A 14,529-nucleotide genomic window follows, 5' to 3' on the forward strand; every position below is an offset into this window, starting at 1 on the left:
GTTTAGGGTTGGAACAGCAATGGTGTGGTGGCGGCAACGTAGGTTTTTACGTTCATCCAGGTATGGCCTCCGTCGGTGATCAGGCTTTTGTAGTTCACCTTCTTTGCCTTCAGGTAGTCCATAAATTCCACCGTGCCCTTGTATAGAAAATCATCGCTCCCCACACTCACCCATAGCAATTTAAGTTGTTTGTTGGTCTGATCGGGCTTGTTCACGATCTGGCTGAAATTGCCGTCCATCTCCTGGGGCGACAGGTACGAACTGTAAGCGCACACCCACGCAAACTTGTCCATGTGGTTGAAGGCCGTGCGGAGCGTTTGGCCGCCCCCGCGCGAGAAACCGCCAATGGCCCGGTTTTCGCGGTTGGGAATAGCCCGGTAGCTCTTTTCGATGTAGGGAATGACGTTACTCACCAGGTCGGTGGTGAAATCATTGGCCCGTTTTACGGCATCGGCACCGTCGCGCACGGTTGGGTCGGCGGGTTTCGAGCCGCCCTTTTGCTCGGCTACCCGCGCGGCAATGTTGCCGTAGGGCATCACGATAATCATCGGTTTGGCCTTGCCTTCCGCAATCAGATTGTCCAGAATCAGATTCGTTTTGCCGACTTTGAAAAAGGTCTCTTCCGTATCGGTCGTGCCGCTGATGAGGTAGTACACGGGGTATTTCTTCGACGGATTCTGGTCGTAGCCCGGTGGCGTGTACACCACCAGCGAACCGGTTGTTCCTTCCATCGACGGATAGTATTCGTAGTTGATTGAGCCGTGGGGCACGTCGCGCATGGCGTGAATCAGGGGCTGATCGCCCGGCACATCGACTAAACTAGCTTTGAAGCGCTCGTTCGGGAAGAAGGCCACGTTAGCGGGGTCCATGACCGTAACGCCATTCACCCGGAAACTGTAGGGGTAAATATCGGGCTTGACCGGACCGACCGTTACGCTCCAGATACCCTGCGCATCTTTGGTCATGGGCACCGGCCCTTTCTCGAACTGTGCGCTCAGTTCTACCGATTTGGCCGTGGGGGCCAGGTAACTGAACGTAATGGTTTTGTCGGCGTTGACCTTGGGCGACACCACCAGCGGTCCCCGGGGCGGCTGCGCCAGCACCAGTCCGGGCACGAGTAGCATGGCCCAGAGGAACAGCAATCGTGTACATGTTTTTAACTTCATGGCATTGAACAAGTAAGGACACTCAGAAAAGCGTCGGGTTAAGGAATAGGCAATGAGTTACCGAAACAGCTTCTGGGCGATGGTCGAGAGGTAGAGCTTGCAGTTCATCCAGGTATGACCACCGTCCGAAATCAGCGTTTCGTGTTTGATTTTCTTCTCATCTAGCACCTTCAGGTAGTCATTGATGACCGGGTACAGCATATCCTCTTTCCCGACGCCAATCCAGAACAGCTTCAGCCGTTGGTTGGTCTGGGCGGGATTGGCAAACGCGGTGGCATTATTCCGATCGAACTCCTCTTTGAGCATACCCGGTGCAAAGCCGCACACCCAGCTGAACAGGTCGGGGTTGTTCAGGCCCAGGTAGAGCGTTTCGCCCCCGCCACCCGAAAACCCGGCAATGGCCCGGCTGTCTTTGTCTTTCCGAACCCGGTAGTTTTTCTCCACGAAGGGCAACAGATTACCCAGAAAATCCTTCTTGAACTCCTGCAGATTGTCCCAGTTGCGGAGGCTCCCCGACGATTTACTGATGACCGGATAGGCCCGTCCGTAGGGCATTACAATCACCATCGGTTTGGCTTTGCCCTGCGCAATCAGGTTGTCCAGGATGATGTTGGCGCGGCCCACTTTGGTCCAGGTTTCTTCCAGATCCGTAGTGCCGTGGAGGAGGTACAGCACCGGGTAGGTCGTTTTGGTGTCGGTTTCGTAGCCGGGCGGGGTGTACACCACCACGGGCCGCTGCCCCAGCTCGGGCGAGGTGTAATACCGGTACGACAGGGTGCCGTGCGGAACGTTCTGAACGGTATGTACCAGCAGGGTAGGACCCATTATTTCGACCAGGCTATTCTGAAAGCCTTCATTCGGAAAGATGGCGGAGTTTTTGGGATCGGCCACCGAAATGCCATCAACCTGAAAGCTGTACGGGTACATATCGGGCTTTACCGGGCCAACCGTCACGCTCCAGACGCCCTGCTCGTCTTTAGTCATGGCAACGGGCGACTTCTCGAATTGAGCGTTCAGTTTCACCTCTTTGGCGCTGAGAGCCAGATACCGAAACGTGACGGTATTGTCGGCGTTCACCTGTGGCGATACCACAATTGGCCCGCCGGGCGGTTGGGCCAGGGCCCCTGCATACAGGCCAAATAAGGCCCAGAAAAGCCAAAGCCGATGAAGAAGTAGACGATTTTTCATCCTTGATTGAGGGGTTAGGGATTACCAGGTTAATTGAATCAGCGATACGCCCTGGCGGGGGAGATCGAACGTCAGCGTGGTAGTGCCGTTGACCACCTTTGCGGCCGATGGCGGGCTCAGCTCCTGAAGCTGCCCGGCTTTTTCGAGCGTCTTGTACTGCCCGGCCGACACCTGCTGCGGACTACCCATTGCTTTCCAGGTCGTGAACGAGTTGCTGTGCTTTTCATCTACCCGGTAATGACGAGCCTGCACCTTATTTTTGCCGAGCCCGTTGATGGTCAGCTGAACTGGCGTAGCGGGGCCGGTTATGTCATCGTCGTGGTAGTTCCAAACCATTACACTGATTGTGTTGCCGCTTTTACTCGCCATGGCATTAACGTCATTCTGGCTTCGCACACCACTCGCAATGATATTGGCTGCACCCAATCCCCGGTCGGTTTGAATCGCCACCCGTTGCCCCCCCATCTTACCAAACATCCGGAAAATGTTCAGCACCGGCTTATCGACGCCATGGGTGGCCAGATCGCGGAAACCGGCAAACCAGGGCTGATCCTCAAACTCGAACGACCAGCTTACGGCCCCGCGCAGGTTCACCTTGTGCTGATCCATCAGCTCGTAAATCCGGGCGAAGGACGAAGCCGTGTAGCTCGAATACATGGTGCCGTTGCGGTAACCCAGTTTCGGGTCTTTCTGGGCCGAACAGGCCGCGCAGCCCTCCGGGTCGCACTCCCCAATGATGATGGGAATGTTTTTCAGCTCCGGAAAGGAGTTGACGGCCTCGAATGCCCGCTGAATGTCTTTCAGCTGCACGCCCATGTTCATGCGGATATGCCCGTCGATGAACTCAGGACTTCCCTTGGCGTGGAAACCGATGTATTGCAGCGGGGTGCCGACTTTACCCGTGGCATAATTCTGCCCCCGCAGGCAGTGTTCGATAAACCGCGTGAGGTAACTGTACGCCTTGGCACTACGCGGGCTGGTGGTATGCGGTCCGCCGATGGTACATTCGGGGCAGGCTTTTTTCAGTCCGTCGGCGGCATAATCGTACATTTTGCAGTATTCGTCGAAAGTCCCCGACCAGTAGGCAATATCGGGTTCGTTCCAGACCTCCCACAGCCAGGTAGTTACCTCCTGTTTGCCGTAGCGGTCGATACTATGCTTTACCCATTGATACACCAGCTCGCGCCATTTATTGTAATCGTTCGGCGGGTAGGTCCAGCCCGTCCACAGATTCCCGCCCTTGCTCCAGCTGTGTTCGTAGGGCTCTGGTTTCGACGACAGCGCTTTGGGCATAAAACCAATTTCCATCAGGGGCTTCATGCCCCGCTTCACGTAGGTATCTACAATACTGTCGACCACCGTCCAGTTGTACACCGGCCGGCCGTTGGCATCTTCGGTATAGGCGTCGGTAAAGCCCCATTTCAGGTCGGGGCCGGGGCTGTTGCCTTTGTTGGTAAGCAGGTTATGGGCGCGTACATACACCGGTACCGGGCTCAGTTGCTGGAGTTCAGTCAGCAGCTTCTGTCCGTCTTTGCGGGTAGTATAGTTCGGTTCATCGTACCCGAAATAGGCCCAGATTGGCTTCATCTCGCCAACAGGCTTTGCGGCATTGATCTGAATCGAAACCGGTGTTGGCTGCCCGTAAACGAACCGACAACCCAGGAAAAGGCAACAGAGGAAGAGGAATCGATGCATACTGGATCAAAAGTGAGATCGGACCACCGAAGTGGAGAGAGAACAAGAAAGAGACTACCCTTAGGAAGACATTTTACTTGTTTTTTACCCAGTCATTCGCTTTCAACCAGGCAAATAGTGGCTCCATCCAGCCCGGATGACGGAAAATGAACCCGTGATCACCTTTGGGGTAGATGTGCATTTCGACCGGGACTTTCAGGCGTCGCAGTTTTTCGAAATACACGATGCTGTTGTCCACGTCCACCAGTTTGTCGTCGGCCGCGTGGGTCAGGTACGTGGGGGGCGTGTTGGCCCGGACCTGTAGCTCGTTGGAAAACAGGTCTTTGTCTTCACTCGACGGGTTTTTGCCGATTAAGTTATCCCGCGATCCGCCATGCGTCAGGCTGTCCTGCATACTGATGACCGGGTAAACCAGAATCTGAAAGTCCGGGCGCAAGCTGGTGTGTTCGGCATTGTCGATATAGGCTTTTTCAAAGTGCGTAGCCGCCGTTGCGGCCAGGTGTCCACCCGCCGAAAAGCCCATAATCCCGATTTTGGTGGCATCGATACCCCATTTGGCCGCATTCTCGCGAACGAGTTTGATGGCCTGCTGGGCATCCTGCAACGGCCCGATTTTCTTGTCCGTCATGATGGCATCGCTGGGGAGCCGGTACTTGAGCACGAACGCTGCTACGCCTTTTTCGGCCAGCGCCTTTGCCGTATTAATCCCCTCGCCTTTGTACACCACTACGCCATAACCACCCCCGGCTACGACGATGACGGCCGCGCCCGATGCTTTATCAGCGGCCGGTTTATAATACTCCAGCGTGGGTTTGGTAATGCCTTTCAGTACGCCCGACTCCGCCCCCGTTTCCTGCACACCCGATGCTTTGGAATTCGGAATCGCAGCGGGGTACAAGGGAATGATTTCCTGCGCGTTGGCGGCAAACGAAGAAGCCAGCAACCAGCCGACCAATGCGGCCAAAGACCTTACGTTTCTTCGGGTATGACCTAAAATAATGCGTTTCATTGAAGTGAGGGTTTAGGAGAATTTAGGAGCGTTGTCATAGGTGAACCACGTAACTCACCCGAATGGAGCAATGAGCCCGTACTTACTTTGTCTGCTGGGTCTTGATGTACTCGGCCACATCGACCATCGGGGCCACCCAAATCTCGTTTTCGGCCCCTTTCAGATAGCGCAGCAGTTGCCAGTGTGCTTCGTTCGAGACGTTCAGGCCGTGCCCCCCACCTACCCCGTGGAACAAAAACACCAGTAACCCCTGCTTTTCCTGCGCCTGCTTCACCTGCGCAATCAGCTGGTCGGCAGTTTGGCCGTTGATCATAAGGCTGTTGATGTTCAGCAAGTCAACGTTGACCGCCGACCGGATTGACGGAGCCACGCCCCTTGCCCCGACAAACATCGACTCGATACCTTTGAGGTAGTGAATACCGCTTATGTTCATGTCGCCACAGGGATAGGCAAACGTCCGCCTGGTTTTGCCGTCTACCGCAAACAGCAGCGCGTTCATGGTGCGAACGTCGGTCTGAATCCGTTGCAGCGAATACCGGGTCAGGTCGGTTTCGGGCTTCACAAACTCGCGGCCCGGTCGGCCACCTTCGCAGGGATGCGTCACGGTATGATTGCCCAGCTCGTGCCCATTAGCGGCTGCTTTCCGCCATTGCGGTATCTGCTTTTCGAGCATGCCCGCAATATCGGTGATGTAAAATGTACCCTTCAGACCCAGCGAGTCGAGGGCGGGAAGAACGTTGGTAAAATGCTCGTTGATAGCGTCGTCGTAGGTCAGGACCACCGCCGATTTTTTGCCGTTCCACGGGCCGTTGCTTTGTGCCGCTGACACCCCATGCAGGCAGAGCGACATACCGAGTAGTAAAAGCCATTTGTTCATGCACAAACTTACCCGATTTTGGGGTTTTGTACAGCACGCAACCAGATAGTAGACTAAGGCTCCCCTCCGCTTATCCAGAAAAACTGAAAACACGCCCCAATCCCGGCCGGTCCTGATGAAAAAAGCCTTGCTTGCCCTGCTCTGCACCCTTCTGCTGACGACGCAGCTGACTGCCCAAACCGGTCGGAAAGACCTGTTTCCCGATGGTAGCCCGATTGGCCCCTGGTTTACCAACGTGCAGAAACTAACCCTCAGGCAACTCGGCCGCACCTACGTGCTGACGGACTTTGGGGTGAAAACCGACTCCACCCTGGTACAAACGCAGGCAATTCAGCAGGTTATTGATAAGGCAGCCAGTCAGGGCGGAGGGGTGATTGTGATTCCACGCGGGACGTTTATGAGCGGGGCGTTGTTTTTCAAGCCCAAAACGCACCTGCACGTGGCCGAGGGAGCGGTACTTAAAGGGTCGAACAACATCGCCGATTACCCCAAACTACCCTCGCGCATGGAGGGGCAGAGCTTGGATTACTTCGCGGCTTTGGTCAACGCCTATGGGGTCGATGGGTTCACGATCTCCGGCAAAGGCACTATTGATGGCAACGGGCTCCGCTTTTGGGAGGCTTTCTGGGCCCGGCGCAAAGAAAACCCGAACTGCACCAATCTGGAAGTATCGCGCCCACGGCTGGTGTTTGTCTGGCGCTGCAACAACGTACAGGTACAGGATGTGCGGCTCCATAACGCCGGTTTCTGGACGTCGCACTACTACCAATGCCGCAACGTGAAAATTCTGGATGCCCACATTTACTCACCTTACCAGCCCGTAAAAGCCCCCAGTACCGACGCCATCGACCTCGACGTGTGTTCCAACGTTCTGATTAAGGGCTGCTACCTGTCGGTCAACGATGATGCCATTGCCCTGAAAGGCGGTAAAGGCCCCTGGGCCGACCGGGTACCCAACAACGGGGCCAACACGGATATTCTGATTGAAGACTGTACGTTTGGCTTTTGCCACTCGGCACTCACCTGCGGCAGCGAGGCCATTCATAACCGAAACATTCTGATGAGAAACTGTACCGTCAGCGAAGCCGACCGGGTATTATGGCTCAAAATGCGCCCCGATACCCCGCAGTTGTACGAATACATCACGGTCGAGAACATCAGGGGGCAGTCGAACAGCTTTTTGTACGTGAAGCCCTGGACCCAATTTTTTGATTTGCAGGGCCGGCCCGACATTCCACTTTCGTATTCTAATCACATTCAGCTGAAGCAGATTCATGTTACCTGCAATACCTTCTTCAACGTAGCGATTTCGGAGCACGATAAACTGGCTCAGTTTACGTTTGAGAATATTAATGCCGAAAGTAAAAACCCAAACATCGACAAATCGGTGATTCATGGGTTTACGCTCAAAAACGTCCGAATCAACCGGCAACTCGTGCCGTGAAACCGTTTAGGTAAAAGGGATTCAAAAACAGTATCTTTGGTCTATGGAAGTTCGTATTCAACTACCGTTTGAAGAGTTAGTCGCCATCGTACGGCAACTTTCTCCTGCCGAAAAAATTCGGCTTCAACAGGAGCTTACTACTGAAGTAAAGCCCAGGCCTTCAAGACTTACTGAGCTCCTCCTTAATGGCCCCGTGTTTGGTCAAGATCAGATAGACGCGATGGAAGAGAACCGCAAATCAATGAACCAATGGCGGACAAAACCATCCTAATCGATACATCGCTGTTTATCGACTATTTCCGAAAAACAGACAAGACCAAAACTCGGCTTGTTCAGCTTTCGCTTCAGGGCGAAAAATTTGCCATTTCAAGTATTACCGAATACGAGATATATTGTGGAGCTACATCGGCCCAAATCCAATTTTGGCAGGACTTACTGGCCCAAATCACGGTGCTTCCATTTGACAGTTTAGCTGCTCTTATTGCAGTTGATATAGAGCAAAAATTGAAAAAGATTCGCCGGTCTATCGATAAGGCTGATTTATTCATTGCGGCAACTGCCATTGCCAACAATCTGCCTTTTGACACGCTGAACCGGAAACATTTCGACAAAATTGAGCGGCTCACTCTTTTGTAACGTTCCCGCACTCGCTTGCCGCTGCGTCGAAAATTGTCTGTACCGTAGGAACGATTCTAAAAATGGGCGTACTTTTGCCCACTATGTCCGATTTATCCAATCGTAACACGTTTATTTGGCTGGCAGGTATTCTGTTCCTTGCTTTTGTCCTACGAGTTCATAATGTCGGCCGCTACGGTATTTACTTCGATGAGAAGTCAACATTGCTGATTAGCCAGGGCGTTTGTTTGGAAGGGGCCAATCAAAAAGACGTCTTTACCAAGAAATATTTCACCCCCGCCGAGTTCTGGAAACCCAAAACAGTCGCGGATTTTATTGAAGCCAACATCCGGGGCGACATTGGCAACAGTCCGTCGTACTATGCCGTGTTGTGGGTCTGGATGGAGATTTTTGGCCTGAGCGATCTTTCCATGCGGATGCCGTCAGTGCTGTTTAGCACCCTCATGGTGGCCATGCTGTTCTGGTTTGTCCGGCGGCATTTCCGGTCCAATACACTGGCGCTGCTCGCAGCGGGCATCGCGGCCATTGAGCCGTTTTTTGTGGCATACGCCCAAATGGCCCGCAACTACTCGATGACATTCTTTCTGACGCTGCTCAGTACGCATATATTTCTGCTGATCCTGGAGAAGGCGGAAGGGAGAAGGGCGGAAAGGAGAAAGGAGAAAGGAGAAAAGGACCACCCCTCCCTTCTCCCTTCCGCCTTCTCCCTCTATCTGGCCTACGGCGCGGTGTTTGCCCTCTCGGTGCTGTCGCATTATCTGGCCGTGACAGTGTTTTTATGTCACGGAATTTACGCCATTTTCTTTCTGCGTAATGTACGCACCTGGGTCGCGCTGGCTATCACGGGGGCCGTGGGGCTGGGGCTGGTTTCGCTCTGGTTTATTTTCGGGGGCGGGGCTTACACCTTTCAGACGATGGCGTATCAGGCCGAATTTTACCGGAATATCGCCCTTACCAACCCCACCGGTACACCGTTTGGGCTTATTTTGCCCGGCACCATCCCGAACATCACCAAACGGGCTATTCCGATTTTTGCCGACCTGTTTTTGTTCACCAATGGACTCGGCTCGGCGCTCACCGGCCTCAAAAATGCCGGGTTAGCGCTCACATTGGGTGGCCTGATGGCGTTTGTGATGCACCGCTACGAGCGTGATGCACAGCCGCCCATTTGGGTAAAAGCAGCGCTACCGTCAATCCTGCTGGCGGGTACGCTGGTCTATTCAGTGGTGCCTTTGCGGTTTTTGGTACTGTCGATTGCTCCGGTTATGCTCTGGCTCATGAGCCAGTATATTCTGGAACATACGAACACCCGCGAAAAACGGTATGTACTGCTGCTGGTGCTGCTCGCGTTTGTGCCTACCTTTTTTCTCCTGTTCATGTCATGGCGTAACAACCACACCTTTGGGATTACGCAACGGTACTCGGGCTTCTCGTTTCCGTATGTCTGTTTGCTTATTGCGATGGCGCTGCGGCAGCTGGCTTCGCTTCGGTGGTGGTTTACGGCTCCGGTTGCAGCCGTATTGGTGGTACAGCTGTACTTTGTGAGTCAGGTCTTGATTCAGATTTACGGAGGAGTAGAACCCAAATACACCTACTTCGAAAAGCCGCGCATCAAAAACCCGTACTGGTTTGCCGCTCAGGAGTTAAAAGCGCAGTACACACCGGGCGACACCATCCTGTACCCCAACATGAAGCGGGTGATTTACTCGGAGAAAATCGATAAGACCTACTCGCCCGTCGCCTTGCTCGATGCGCAGTTAGTCAACGTGTACCTGCCCGAAGATGCTACGTATATTCAGCGCGTTGACCCCAATGAGCGGGATAAGATCGTGCTGGTGAAAGGAAAAGACGGTCCGGACGGGCGTTCCCGAAAAGTTACTATTTTTGACCTCAAAGACGTTCGATATTGATTTTGTTGGAAACACGGATTAAACAGATTAAACAGATTAAACGGATTAAACGGATTAAACGGATTTACACTCGTTTTTCTACATTCTGAACATGACTAAAAAATCCGTTTTAACCTGTTTGATTAGTTCAATCCGTGTTCCTATCCTCAACTATGACACTCACTAACACGGCCGCTCTATCCGGCGAACTGCGACTCAAAGTGCTGAGTCTGTACCATGCAGCCAATGCCGGGCATATTGGGTGCTCCCTCAGTTGCATCGACCTGATGATTGCCACCCTGGTGCAGCGCAAACGCGAGCAGGACACGTTTCTACTGTCGAAAGGTCATGCTGCGGCTGCCCTCTACGCCTGTCTGCATCATCTCGGCGAGATTTCGGACGAGACGCTGGCTACCTATTATAAAAACGGCACCACCCTGCCCGCGCACCCGGCTCCCAATCAGCACAAGGGCATTCCGTTTGCAACGGGTTCGCTGGGGCACGGCCTGCCCATTGGCACCGGAATAGCCCACGCGGGCAAACTCCTGAACGACAATAGCCGGGTGTTTGTACTCATGTCGGACGGCGAAACCAACGAAGGCACCACCTGGGAGGCTGCTCACTTCGCCATTCAGTATCAACTCGACAACCTGATCATGCTGATCGACAAGAACGGGCTTCAGGGCTTTGGCAATACGGGCGACGTGCTGGGCGATACCGCTTCGGCCGCGACCTGGGAGGCCATTGGCTTTGAAACGGTTGAGGTTGACGGACACGACGTGGAGGCCATCGGGGCCGCCATCGACGCGCTCACGGCCGTTCCGAACGGACGCCCGAAGGCCATTATTGCCCATACCGTTAAAGGCAAAGGGGTGTCGTACATGGAAAACCGGCTCGAATGGCACTACCTCCCCATGACCCCCGCGCAGTACGAAGAGGCCGTGGGCGATGTGTCTTCAACGTATTTAGGAGCGAGAAGTGAGGAGTGAGAAGGGCTGGCGTCAGCTTTTCTCCTCTCTCCTCACTTCTTGCTTCTCACTCCTACCTAAAAATGACCATTACCGATTCTATACGCCAGCTTAACGGCCCGATTTTCGTGTTTGGGGCCAGTGGCTTCATCGGCGCCAATCTGTTTGAACAACTTTTTGCCGTTCGGAAAGACGTCTACGCCCTCACCCACGATGCCACCAAAGCCTGGCGGCTTAAATTGCTCAATGTTCCGGCGGAGAACATTGTTCACTGCGACATTGTCTCCGACAACTCGATTAAGTCGGTGTTTGAGACCTACAAGCCCAAAACGATTTTCAACCTGGCGGCTTACGGGGCTTACAGCAAGCAGAAAAATATTGGCCTGACCTACGAAACCAACGTACTGGGTACGGTCAATATTCTGGACAACTGTACGCCCGACATGGTGTACATTCATGCCGGAAGCAGCTCGGAATACGGCTTTAACTGCACCGCACCCAAAGAAACCGACCGCGTAGAGCCCAACAGCCACTATGCGGTGTCGAAGGTTTCGGCAGCTTACGTACTCGAATTTTACGCCCGCGTTCATAGTCTCAACACCCTGAACCTCAGGCTGTACTCAATCTATGGCGGTTGGGAAGAGCCCGACCGGCTGATTCCGAGGCTGGTTGAAGAAGCCCAACAGGGTAAATACCCCCCGCTGGTATCGCCCGACATCAGCCGCGACTTTGTGTACATCGACGATTGTGTGTCGGCCTTTGTACAGGCGGCTCTGAGAGTGAAAGGCAGTGGCATCAGCGGGCGGTCGTACAACGTGGCTACGGGGCAGAAAACCACCATGCGCGATCTGGCGGCCGTAACCCGTCAAACGTTTGGTATTCAGACCGAACCCGTTTGGGGGAGTATGCCCAACCGGGGCTGGGACCTCTCCGACTGGTACGGCGACCCCACGGCTATTCAGACCGATTTGGGTTGGAGAGCCACCACCGACCTCACTACCGGCCTGCGCAAAACGGCTGAGTGGCAGACGGCCAACCAATACGCCGAGCGGGTGATTCCGGCTTTCCAGACGCCCACACTCAATCCGGTCATTACGCCTATTATTGCCTGTTACAAAGACGCACAGGCTATTCCGTACATGTACGAGCGGCTGGTGAAGACCTTCAACGAAATGAAGGTGCGCTACGAAATCATTTTCGTCAACGACAACTCACCCGACAACACCGATGAGGTGCTGGAGCAGATTTGCGCCAAGGACCCCAACGTTATCGCCATCAAACATTCGCGAAATTTTGGGTCGCAGTCAGCCTTTTTGAGCGGGATGGAAATTGCCACGGGCGATGCCGTGGTCCTGATGGATGGCGACTTGCAGGACCCGCCCGAAATTATTCCGAAGTTTTACGAAAAGTGGCAGGAGGGTTACGATGTCACGTACGGCGTGCGCGTTCAGCGCGAAATGCCGGCTTGGCTTGAGGTGTTCTACAAAGGGTTCTACCGGATTTTCAAAAACATGTCGTACATCAACATTCCGGCCGATGCGGGCGATTTCTCGCTCATCGACCGGAAAGTGGTGCGCGAACTCGTCGCTCTGCCCGAAACCGAGCAGTTTCTGCGGGGTCTGCGGGCCTGGGTGGGCTTCCGGCAAACGGGGGTTGATTACGTGCGCCCGGAGCGGATGTTTGGTGTTTCGACCAACAACTGGCGCAAAAACATTGCCTGGGCCCGAAAAGCTATTTTTTCGTTCAGTTTTGTTCCCCTCGAACTGATGGTCTACGCCGGTTTTGCCTTAACAGGCTTATCAATTCTGGGCATTCTGTGGCAGATTCTGGCTAAATTCTTCTTCTTCCCCGACACCCCCGCCGGGCTGTCGACGGTGATTATTCTGGTGATGTTCTTCGGGGGCATTAACCTGTTGGGTATTTCGTTTCTGGGCGAGTACATCAGTAAGATTTTCGAAGAGTCGAAGAAGCGGCCCAAGTTCATCCGCACGTTGGTCCGGCAGGGCAGTAAAGTGTATAAAACAGCGGCCGAAATCAATACGTTAGTAGAGCAACGGAACAGCAAGTAAATTTGGGGTATGAACTATTTGGAACGCATAACGGTAATTCGCCGGGCGGTCAAAAAAATAAACTTGTCCTACACCAGTTTAAGCTACGCAAAACTGGTAATGTCGGGTCAATTACTGAATGCGGCCTGATGCGGTTTATCTGCGACGTTCACATTCCCGCAAAACTGTCTGAAGAGAGTCATTTTTATCTTGAAATCAGAGCAACTAAGACGCCCTTATTCAACTAAAGTGGGTGGGTGCCCGTTAACTGAACGCACAAATGAAGAAGACTTTTTTCGCCTTGCTTCTCCTGCTCACAGGCTGTAATCGGCTGGAAAACTTTCTGGCCGAATCGGAGCGAGATACGATGGAAGTGCGTATTGAAAATCAGACCGGCAGCCCACTAACCGACGTTCGGGTATACACAGTTCAGTCGGTTAAGGTCGGGGCGGTGTATCAACCAACCCGAACGGACTCCGTGCGATTTGGTGAAATTCTTCCCCTGACGGTGCAAACAGGGGTCTTTTCGGAGAAAAACCTCCGATCGAGCGATGGCGATATGGAATTTATAGCAACCGGGAGCACCGGCAAACGCTTTCGCCAGCGATTTGGCTATTTTACCAATGGGCGATTTCAGACGGCCAGTATTCAGGTTCTGGTCCAGAAAGACACCATTCGTTTTAAATAACAGTATGCGAAAAGAATTTTCAGCCGGTGTAGAGCGGCTCGTACAAACCGACGAAAGCCTTGTATTTATTACCGGCGACCTGGGGTATAATGCCCTCGAAAACCTCCGCGACCTGATGGGCCCCCGGTTTATCAACGCAGGTGTAGCCGAGCAAAACATGGTGGGTATGGCCGCGGGCATGGCCTACAAAGGATACAAAGTATTCTGCTACAGCATTGCGCCATTTGCGGTGTACCGCTGTCTCGAACAGTTTCGAAATGATGCCTGCCTGCACAAAATGCCCGTTTTTCTGGTGGGCAATGGCGGTGGGTACGGCTACGGAATCATGGGCAGCACCCACCACGCCATTGAGGACCTCGCCTGTCTGAGCGGCCTGCAAAATGTGAATACCTACATTCCGGCCTTTGCCGATGAGGTGGATCCGATGCTGGAGCAGATAGTGGCCGAAGCCCGTCCTGCATACCTACGGCTCGGTGCCGGCCCTAAAACCCCCGACGGGGCTACCCAACAGGGCACGTTCAAGCAGATTGTACGGGCCGAGGGCAGCTCTGCCGGGACAATCGTGGCCTTGGGGCCGGTAGCTGCCAACGCCCTTACGGCCCTTCAACAACCCGGCCTATCAGGGCGTTTCGACCTGTTTACGGCCACGAATCTCCCCCTCGAACTACCGCTCGAACTGGCGGCTACCTGGTCGGGCAAACCGATGCTGGTGGTCGAAGAACACGTATCGGTGGGTGGACTGGCGGGGCAACTTTCGGTGGCCATGCTCACACAGGGCGTTATGCCGGGCCGGTTTATGAGCCTGTCGGCGCAAGGCTATCCGAACGGCCTTTATGGCGACCAGAAATACCATCAGCAACTTTCGGGCCTCGACCCCGAAAACATTGCCCGGTGTCTGGCTGAGCTGGTTTAGGGTTTATC

13 protein-coding genes are annotated in these 14,529 nt (G+C 53.9%); 8 read left to right on the plus strand and 5 right to left on the minus strand.

Annotation, left to right across the window (positions count from 1 at the left end; all coding sequences use genetic code 11):
- Positions 1-2: 2 nt before the first annotated feature.
- From RUDLU_RS0102025 to RUDLU_RS0102045, 5 genes are all read right to left on the minus strand, one after another.
- The gene (locus RUDLU_RS0102025) at positions 3-1,166 is read right to left on the minus strand and encodes an esterase (RefSeq protein WP_027302677.1); all 1,164 of its coding nucleotides are present in this window, start codon (positions 1,164-1,166) and stop codon (positions 3-5) included.
- A gap of 57 nt (positions 1,167-1,223) precedes the next feature.
- A complete protein-coding gene (locus RUDLU_RS0102030; protein ID WP_019986676.1) occupies positions 1,224-2,354 on the minus strand; it encodes an esterase in 1,131 nt (376 codons plus the stop codon).
- A gap of 21 nt (positions 2,355-2,375) precedes the next feature.
- Complete coding sequence (locus RUDLU_RS0102035) at positions 2,376-4,049, minus strand: GH39 family glycosyl hydrolase (RefSeq protein WP_027302678.1); 1,674 nt, start codon at positions 4,047-4,049, stop codon at positions 2,376-2,378.
- 73 nt (positions 4,050-4,122) lie between these two features.
- The gene (locus RUDLU_RS0102040) at positions 4,123-5,058 is read right to left on the minus strand and encodes an alpha/beta hydrolase (protein ID WP_044129278.1); all 936 of its coding nucleotides are present in this window, start codon (positions 5,056-5,058) and stop codon (positions 4,123-4,125) included.
- Between the two features lie 82 nt (positions 5,059-5,140).
- Positions 5,141-5,935, minus strand: coding sequence for a polysaccharide deacetylase family protein (locus RUDLU_RS0102045; protein WP_019986679.1), 795 nt, complete (start codon positions 5,933-5,935; stop codon positions 5,141-5,143).
- Between the two features lie 115 nt (positions 5,936-6,050).
- Between RUDLU_RS0102045 and RUDLU_RS0102050 the strand changes: the two genes are divergently transcribed.
- The 8 genes from RUDLU_RS0102050 to RUDLU_RS0102085 all read left to right on the plus strand — a co-directional run bounded on the left by RUDLU_RS0102050 (position 6,051) and on the right by RUDLU_RS0102085 (position 14,521).
- Positions 6,051-7,379, plus strand: coding sequence for a rhamnogalacturonidase (locus tag RUDLU_RS0102050; RefSeq protein WP_019986680.1), 1,329 nt, complete (start codon positions 6,051-6,053; stop codon positions 7,377-7,379).
- 43 nt (positions 7,380-7,422) lie between these two features.
- On the plus strand, positions 7,423-7,650 hold the full coding sequence (locus tag RUDLU_RS0102055) for a hypothetical protein (protein WP_019986681.1): 228 nt from the start codon (positions 7,423-7,425) through the stop codon (positions 7,648-7,650).
- Positions 7,629-8,015 (plus strand): type II toxin-antitoxin system VapC family toxin, encoded by a 387-nt coding sequence (locus RUDLU_RS0102060; protein ID WP_019986682.1) that lies wholly within the window; start codon positions 7,629-7,631, stop codon positions 8,013-8,015. Before RUDLU_RS0102055 ends, RUDLU_RS0102060 begins: the two co-directional genes overlap by 22 nt.
- A gap of 83 nt (positions 8,016-8,098) precedes the next feature.
- Positions 8,099-9,925 (plus strand): glycosyltransferase family 39 protein, encoded by a 1,827-nt coding sequence (locus tag RUDLU_RS0102065; RefSeq protein WP_019986683.1) that lies wholly within the window; start codon positions 8,099-8,101, stop codon positions 9,923-9,925.
- Positions 9,926-10,077: 152 nt separating this feature from the next.
- Positions 10,078-10,893: a transketolase gene (locus RUDLU_RS0102070; protein ID WP_019986684.1), complete on the plus strand. Its 816-nt coding sequence runs from the start codon at positions 10,078-10,080 to the stop codon at positions 10,891-10,893.
- Between the two features lie 62 nt (positions 10,894-10,955).
- The gene (locus RUDLU_RS0102075) at positions 10,956-12,941 is read left to right on the plus strand and encodes an NAD-dependent epimerase/dehydratase family protein (protein WP_019986685.1); all 1,986 of its coding nucleotides are present in this window, start codon (positions 10,956-10,958) and stop codon (positions 12,939-12,941) included.
- Between the two features lie 259 nt (positions 12,942-13,200).
- Positions 13,201-13,608: a hypothetical protein gene (locus RUDLU_RS0102080; RefSeq protein WP_019986686.1), complete on the plus strand. Its 408-nt coding sequence runs from the start codon at positions 13,201-13,203 to the stop codon at positions 13,606-13,608.
- Positions 13,609-13,612: 4 nt separating this feature from the next.
- Entirely contained in the window at positions 13,613-14,521 is a 909-nt protein-coding gene (locus RUDLU_RS0102085) for a transketolase family protein (RefSeq protein WP_019986687.1), read from the plus strand.
- The last annotated feature ends 8 nt before the right edge of the window (positions 14,522-14,529 follow it).

Source organism: Rudanella lutea DSM 19387 (genome assembly GCF_000383955.1).
Classification (GTDB): Bacteria; Bacteroidota; Bacteroidia; order Cytophagales; family Spirosomataceae; genus Rudanella; species Rudanella lutea.

What these genes read in the sequence shown, in the direction of transcription:
- RUDLU_RS0102025 (WP_027302677.1), bottom strand. Translation starts at nt 1,166, where the DNA reads ATGAAGTTAAAAACATGTACACGATTGCTGTTCCTCTGGGCCATGCTA.
- RUDLU_RS0102030 (WP_019986676.1), bottom strand. Translation starts at nt 2,354, where the DNA reads ATGAAAAATCGTCTACTTCTTCATCGGCTTTGGCTTTTCTGGGCCTTA.
- RUDLU_RS0102035 (WP_027302678.1), bottom strand. Translation starts at nt 4,049, where the DNA reads ATGCATCGATTCCTCTTCCTCTGTTGCCTTTTCCTGGGTTGTCGGTTC.
- RUDLU_RS0102040 (WP_044129278.1), bottom strand. Translation starts at nt 5,058, where the DNA reads ATGAAACGCATTATTTTAGGTCATACCCGAAGAAACGTAAGGTCTTTG.
- RUDLU_RS0102045 (WP_019986679.1), bottom strand. Translation starts at nt 5,935, where the DNA reads ATGAACAAATGGCTTTTACTACTCGGTATGTCGCTCTGCCTGCATGGG.
- RUDLU_RS0102050 (WP_019986680.1), top strand. Translation starts at nt 6,051, where the DNA reads ATGAAAAAAGCCTTGCTTGCCCTGCTCTGCACCCTTCTGCTGACGACG.
- RUDLU_RS0102055 (WP_019986681.1), top strand. Translation starts at nt 7,423, where the DNA reads ATGGAAGTTCGTATTCAACTACCGTTTGAAGAGTTAGTCGCCATCGTA.
- RUDLU_RS0102060 (WP_019986682.1), top strand. Translation starts at nt 7,629, where the DNA reads ATGGCGGACAAAACCATCCTAATCGATACATCGCTGTTTATCGACTAT.
- RUDLU_RS0102065 (WP_019986683.1), top strand. Translation starts at nt 8,099, where the DNA reads ATGTCCGATTTATCCAATCGTAACACGTTTATTTGGCTGGCAGGTATT.
- RUDLU_RS0102070 (WP_019986684.1), top strand. Translation starts at nt 10,078, where the DNA reads ATGACACTCACTAACACGGCCGCTCTATCCGGCGAACTGCGACTCAAA.
- RUDLU_RS0102075 (WP_019986685.1), top strand. Translation starts at nt 10,956, where the DNA reads ATGACCATTACCGATTCTATACGCCAGCTTAACGGCCCGATTTTCGTG.
- RUDLU_RS0102080 (WP_019986686.1), top strand. Translation starts at nt 13,201, where the DNA reads ATGAAGAAGACTTTTTTCGCCTTGCTTCTCCTGCTCACAGGCTGTAAT.
- RUDLU_RS0102085 (WP_019986687.1), top strand. Translation starts at nt 13,613, where the DNA reads ATGCGAAAAGAATTTTCAGCCGGTGTAGAGCGGCTCGTACAAACCGAC.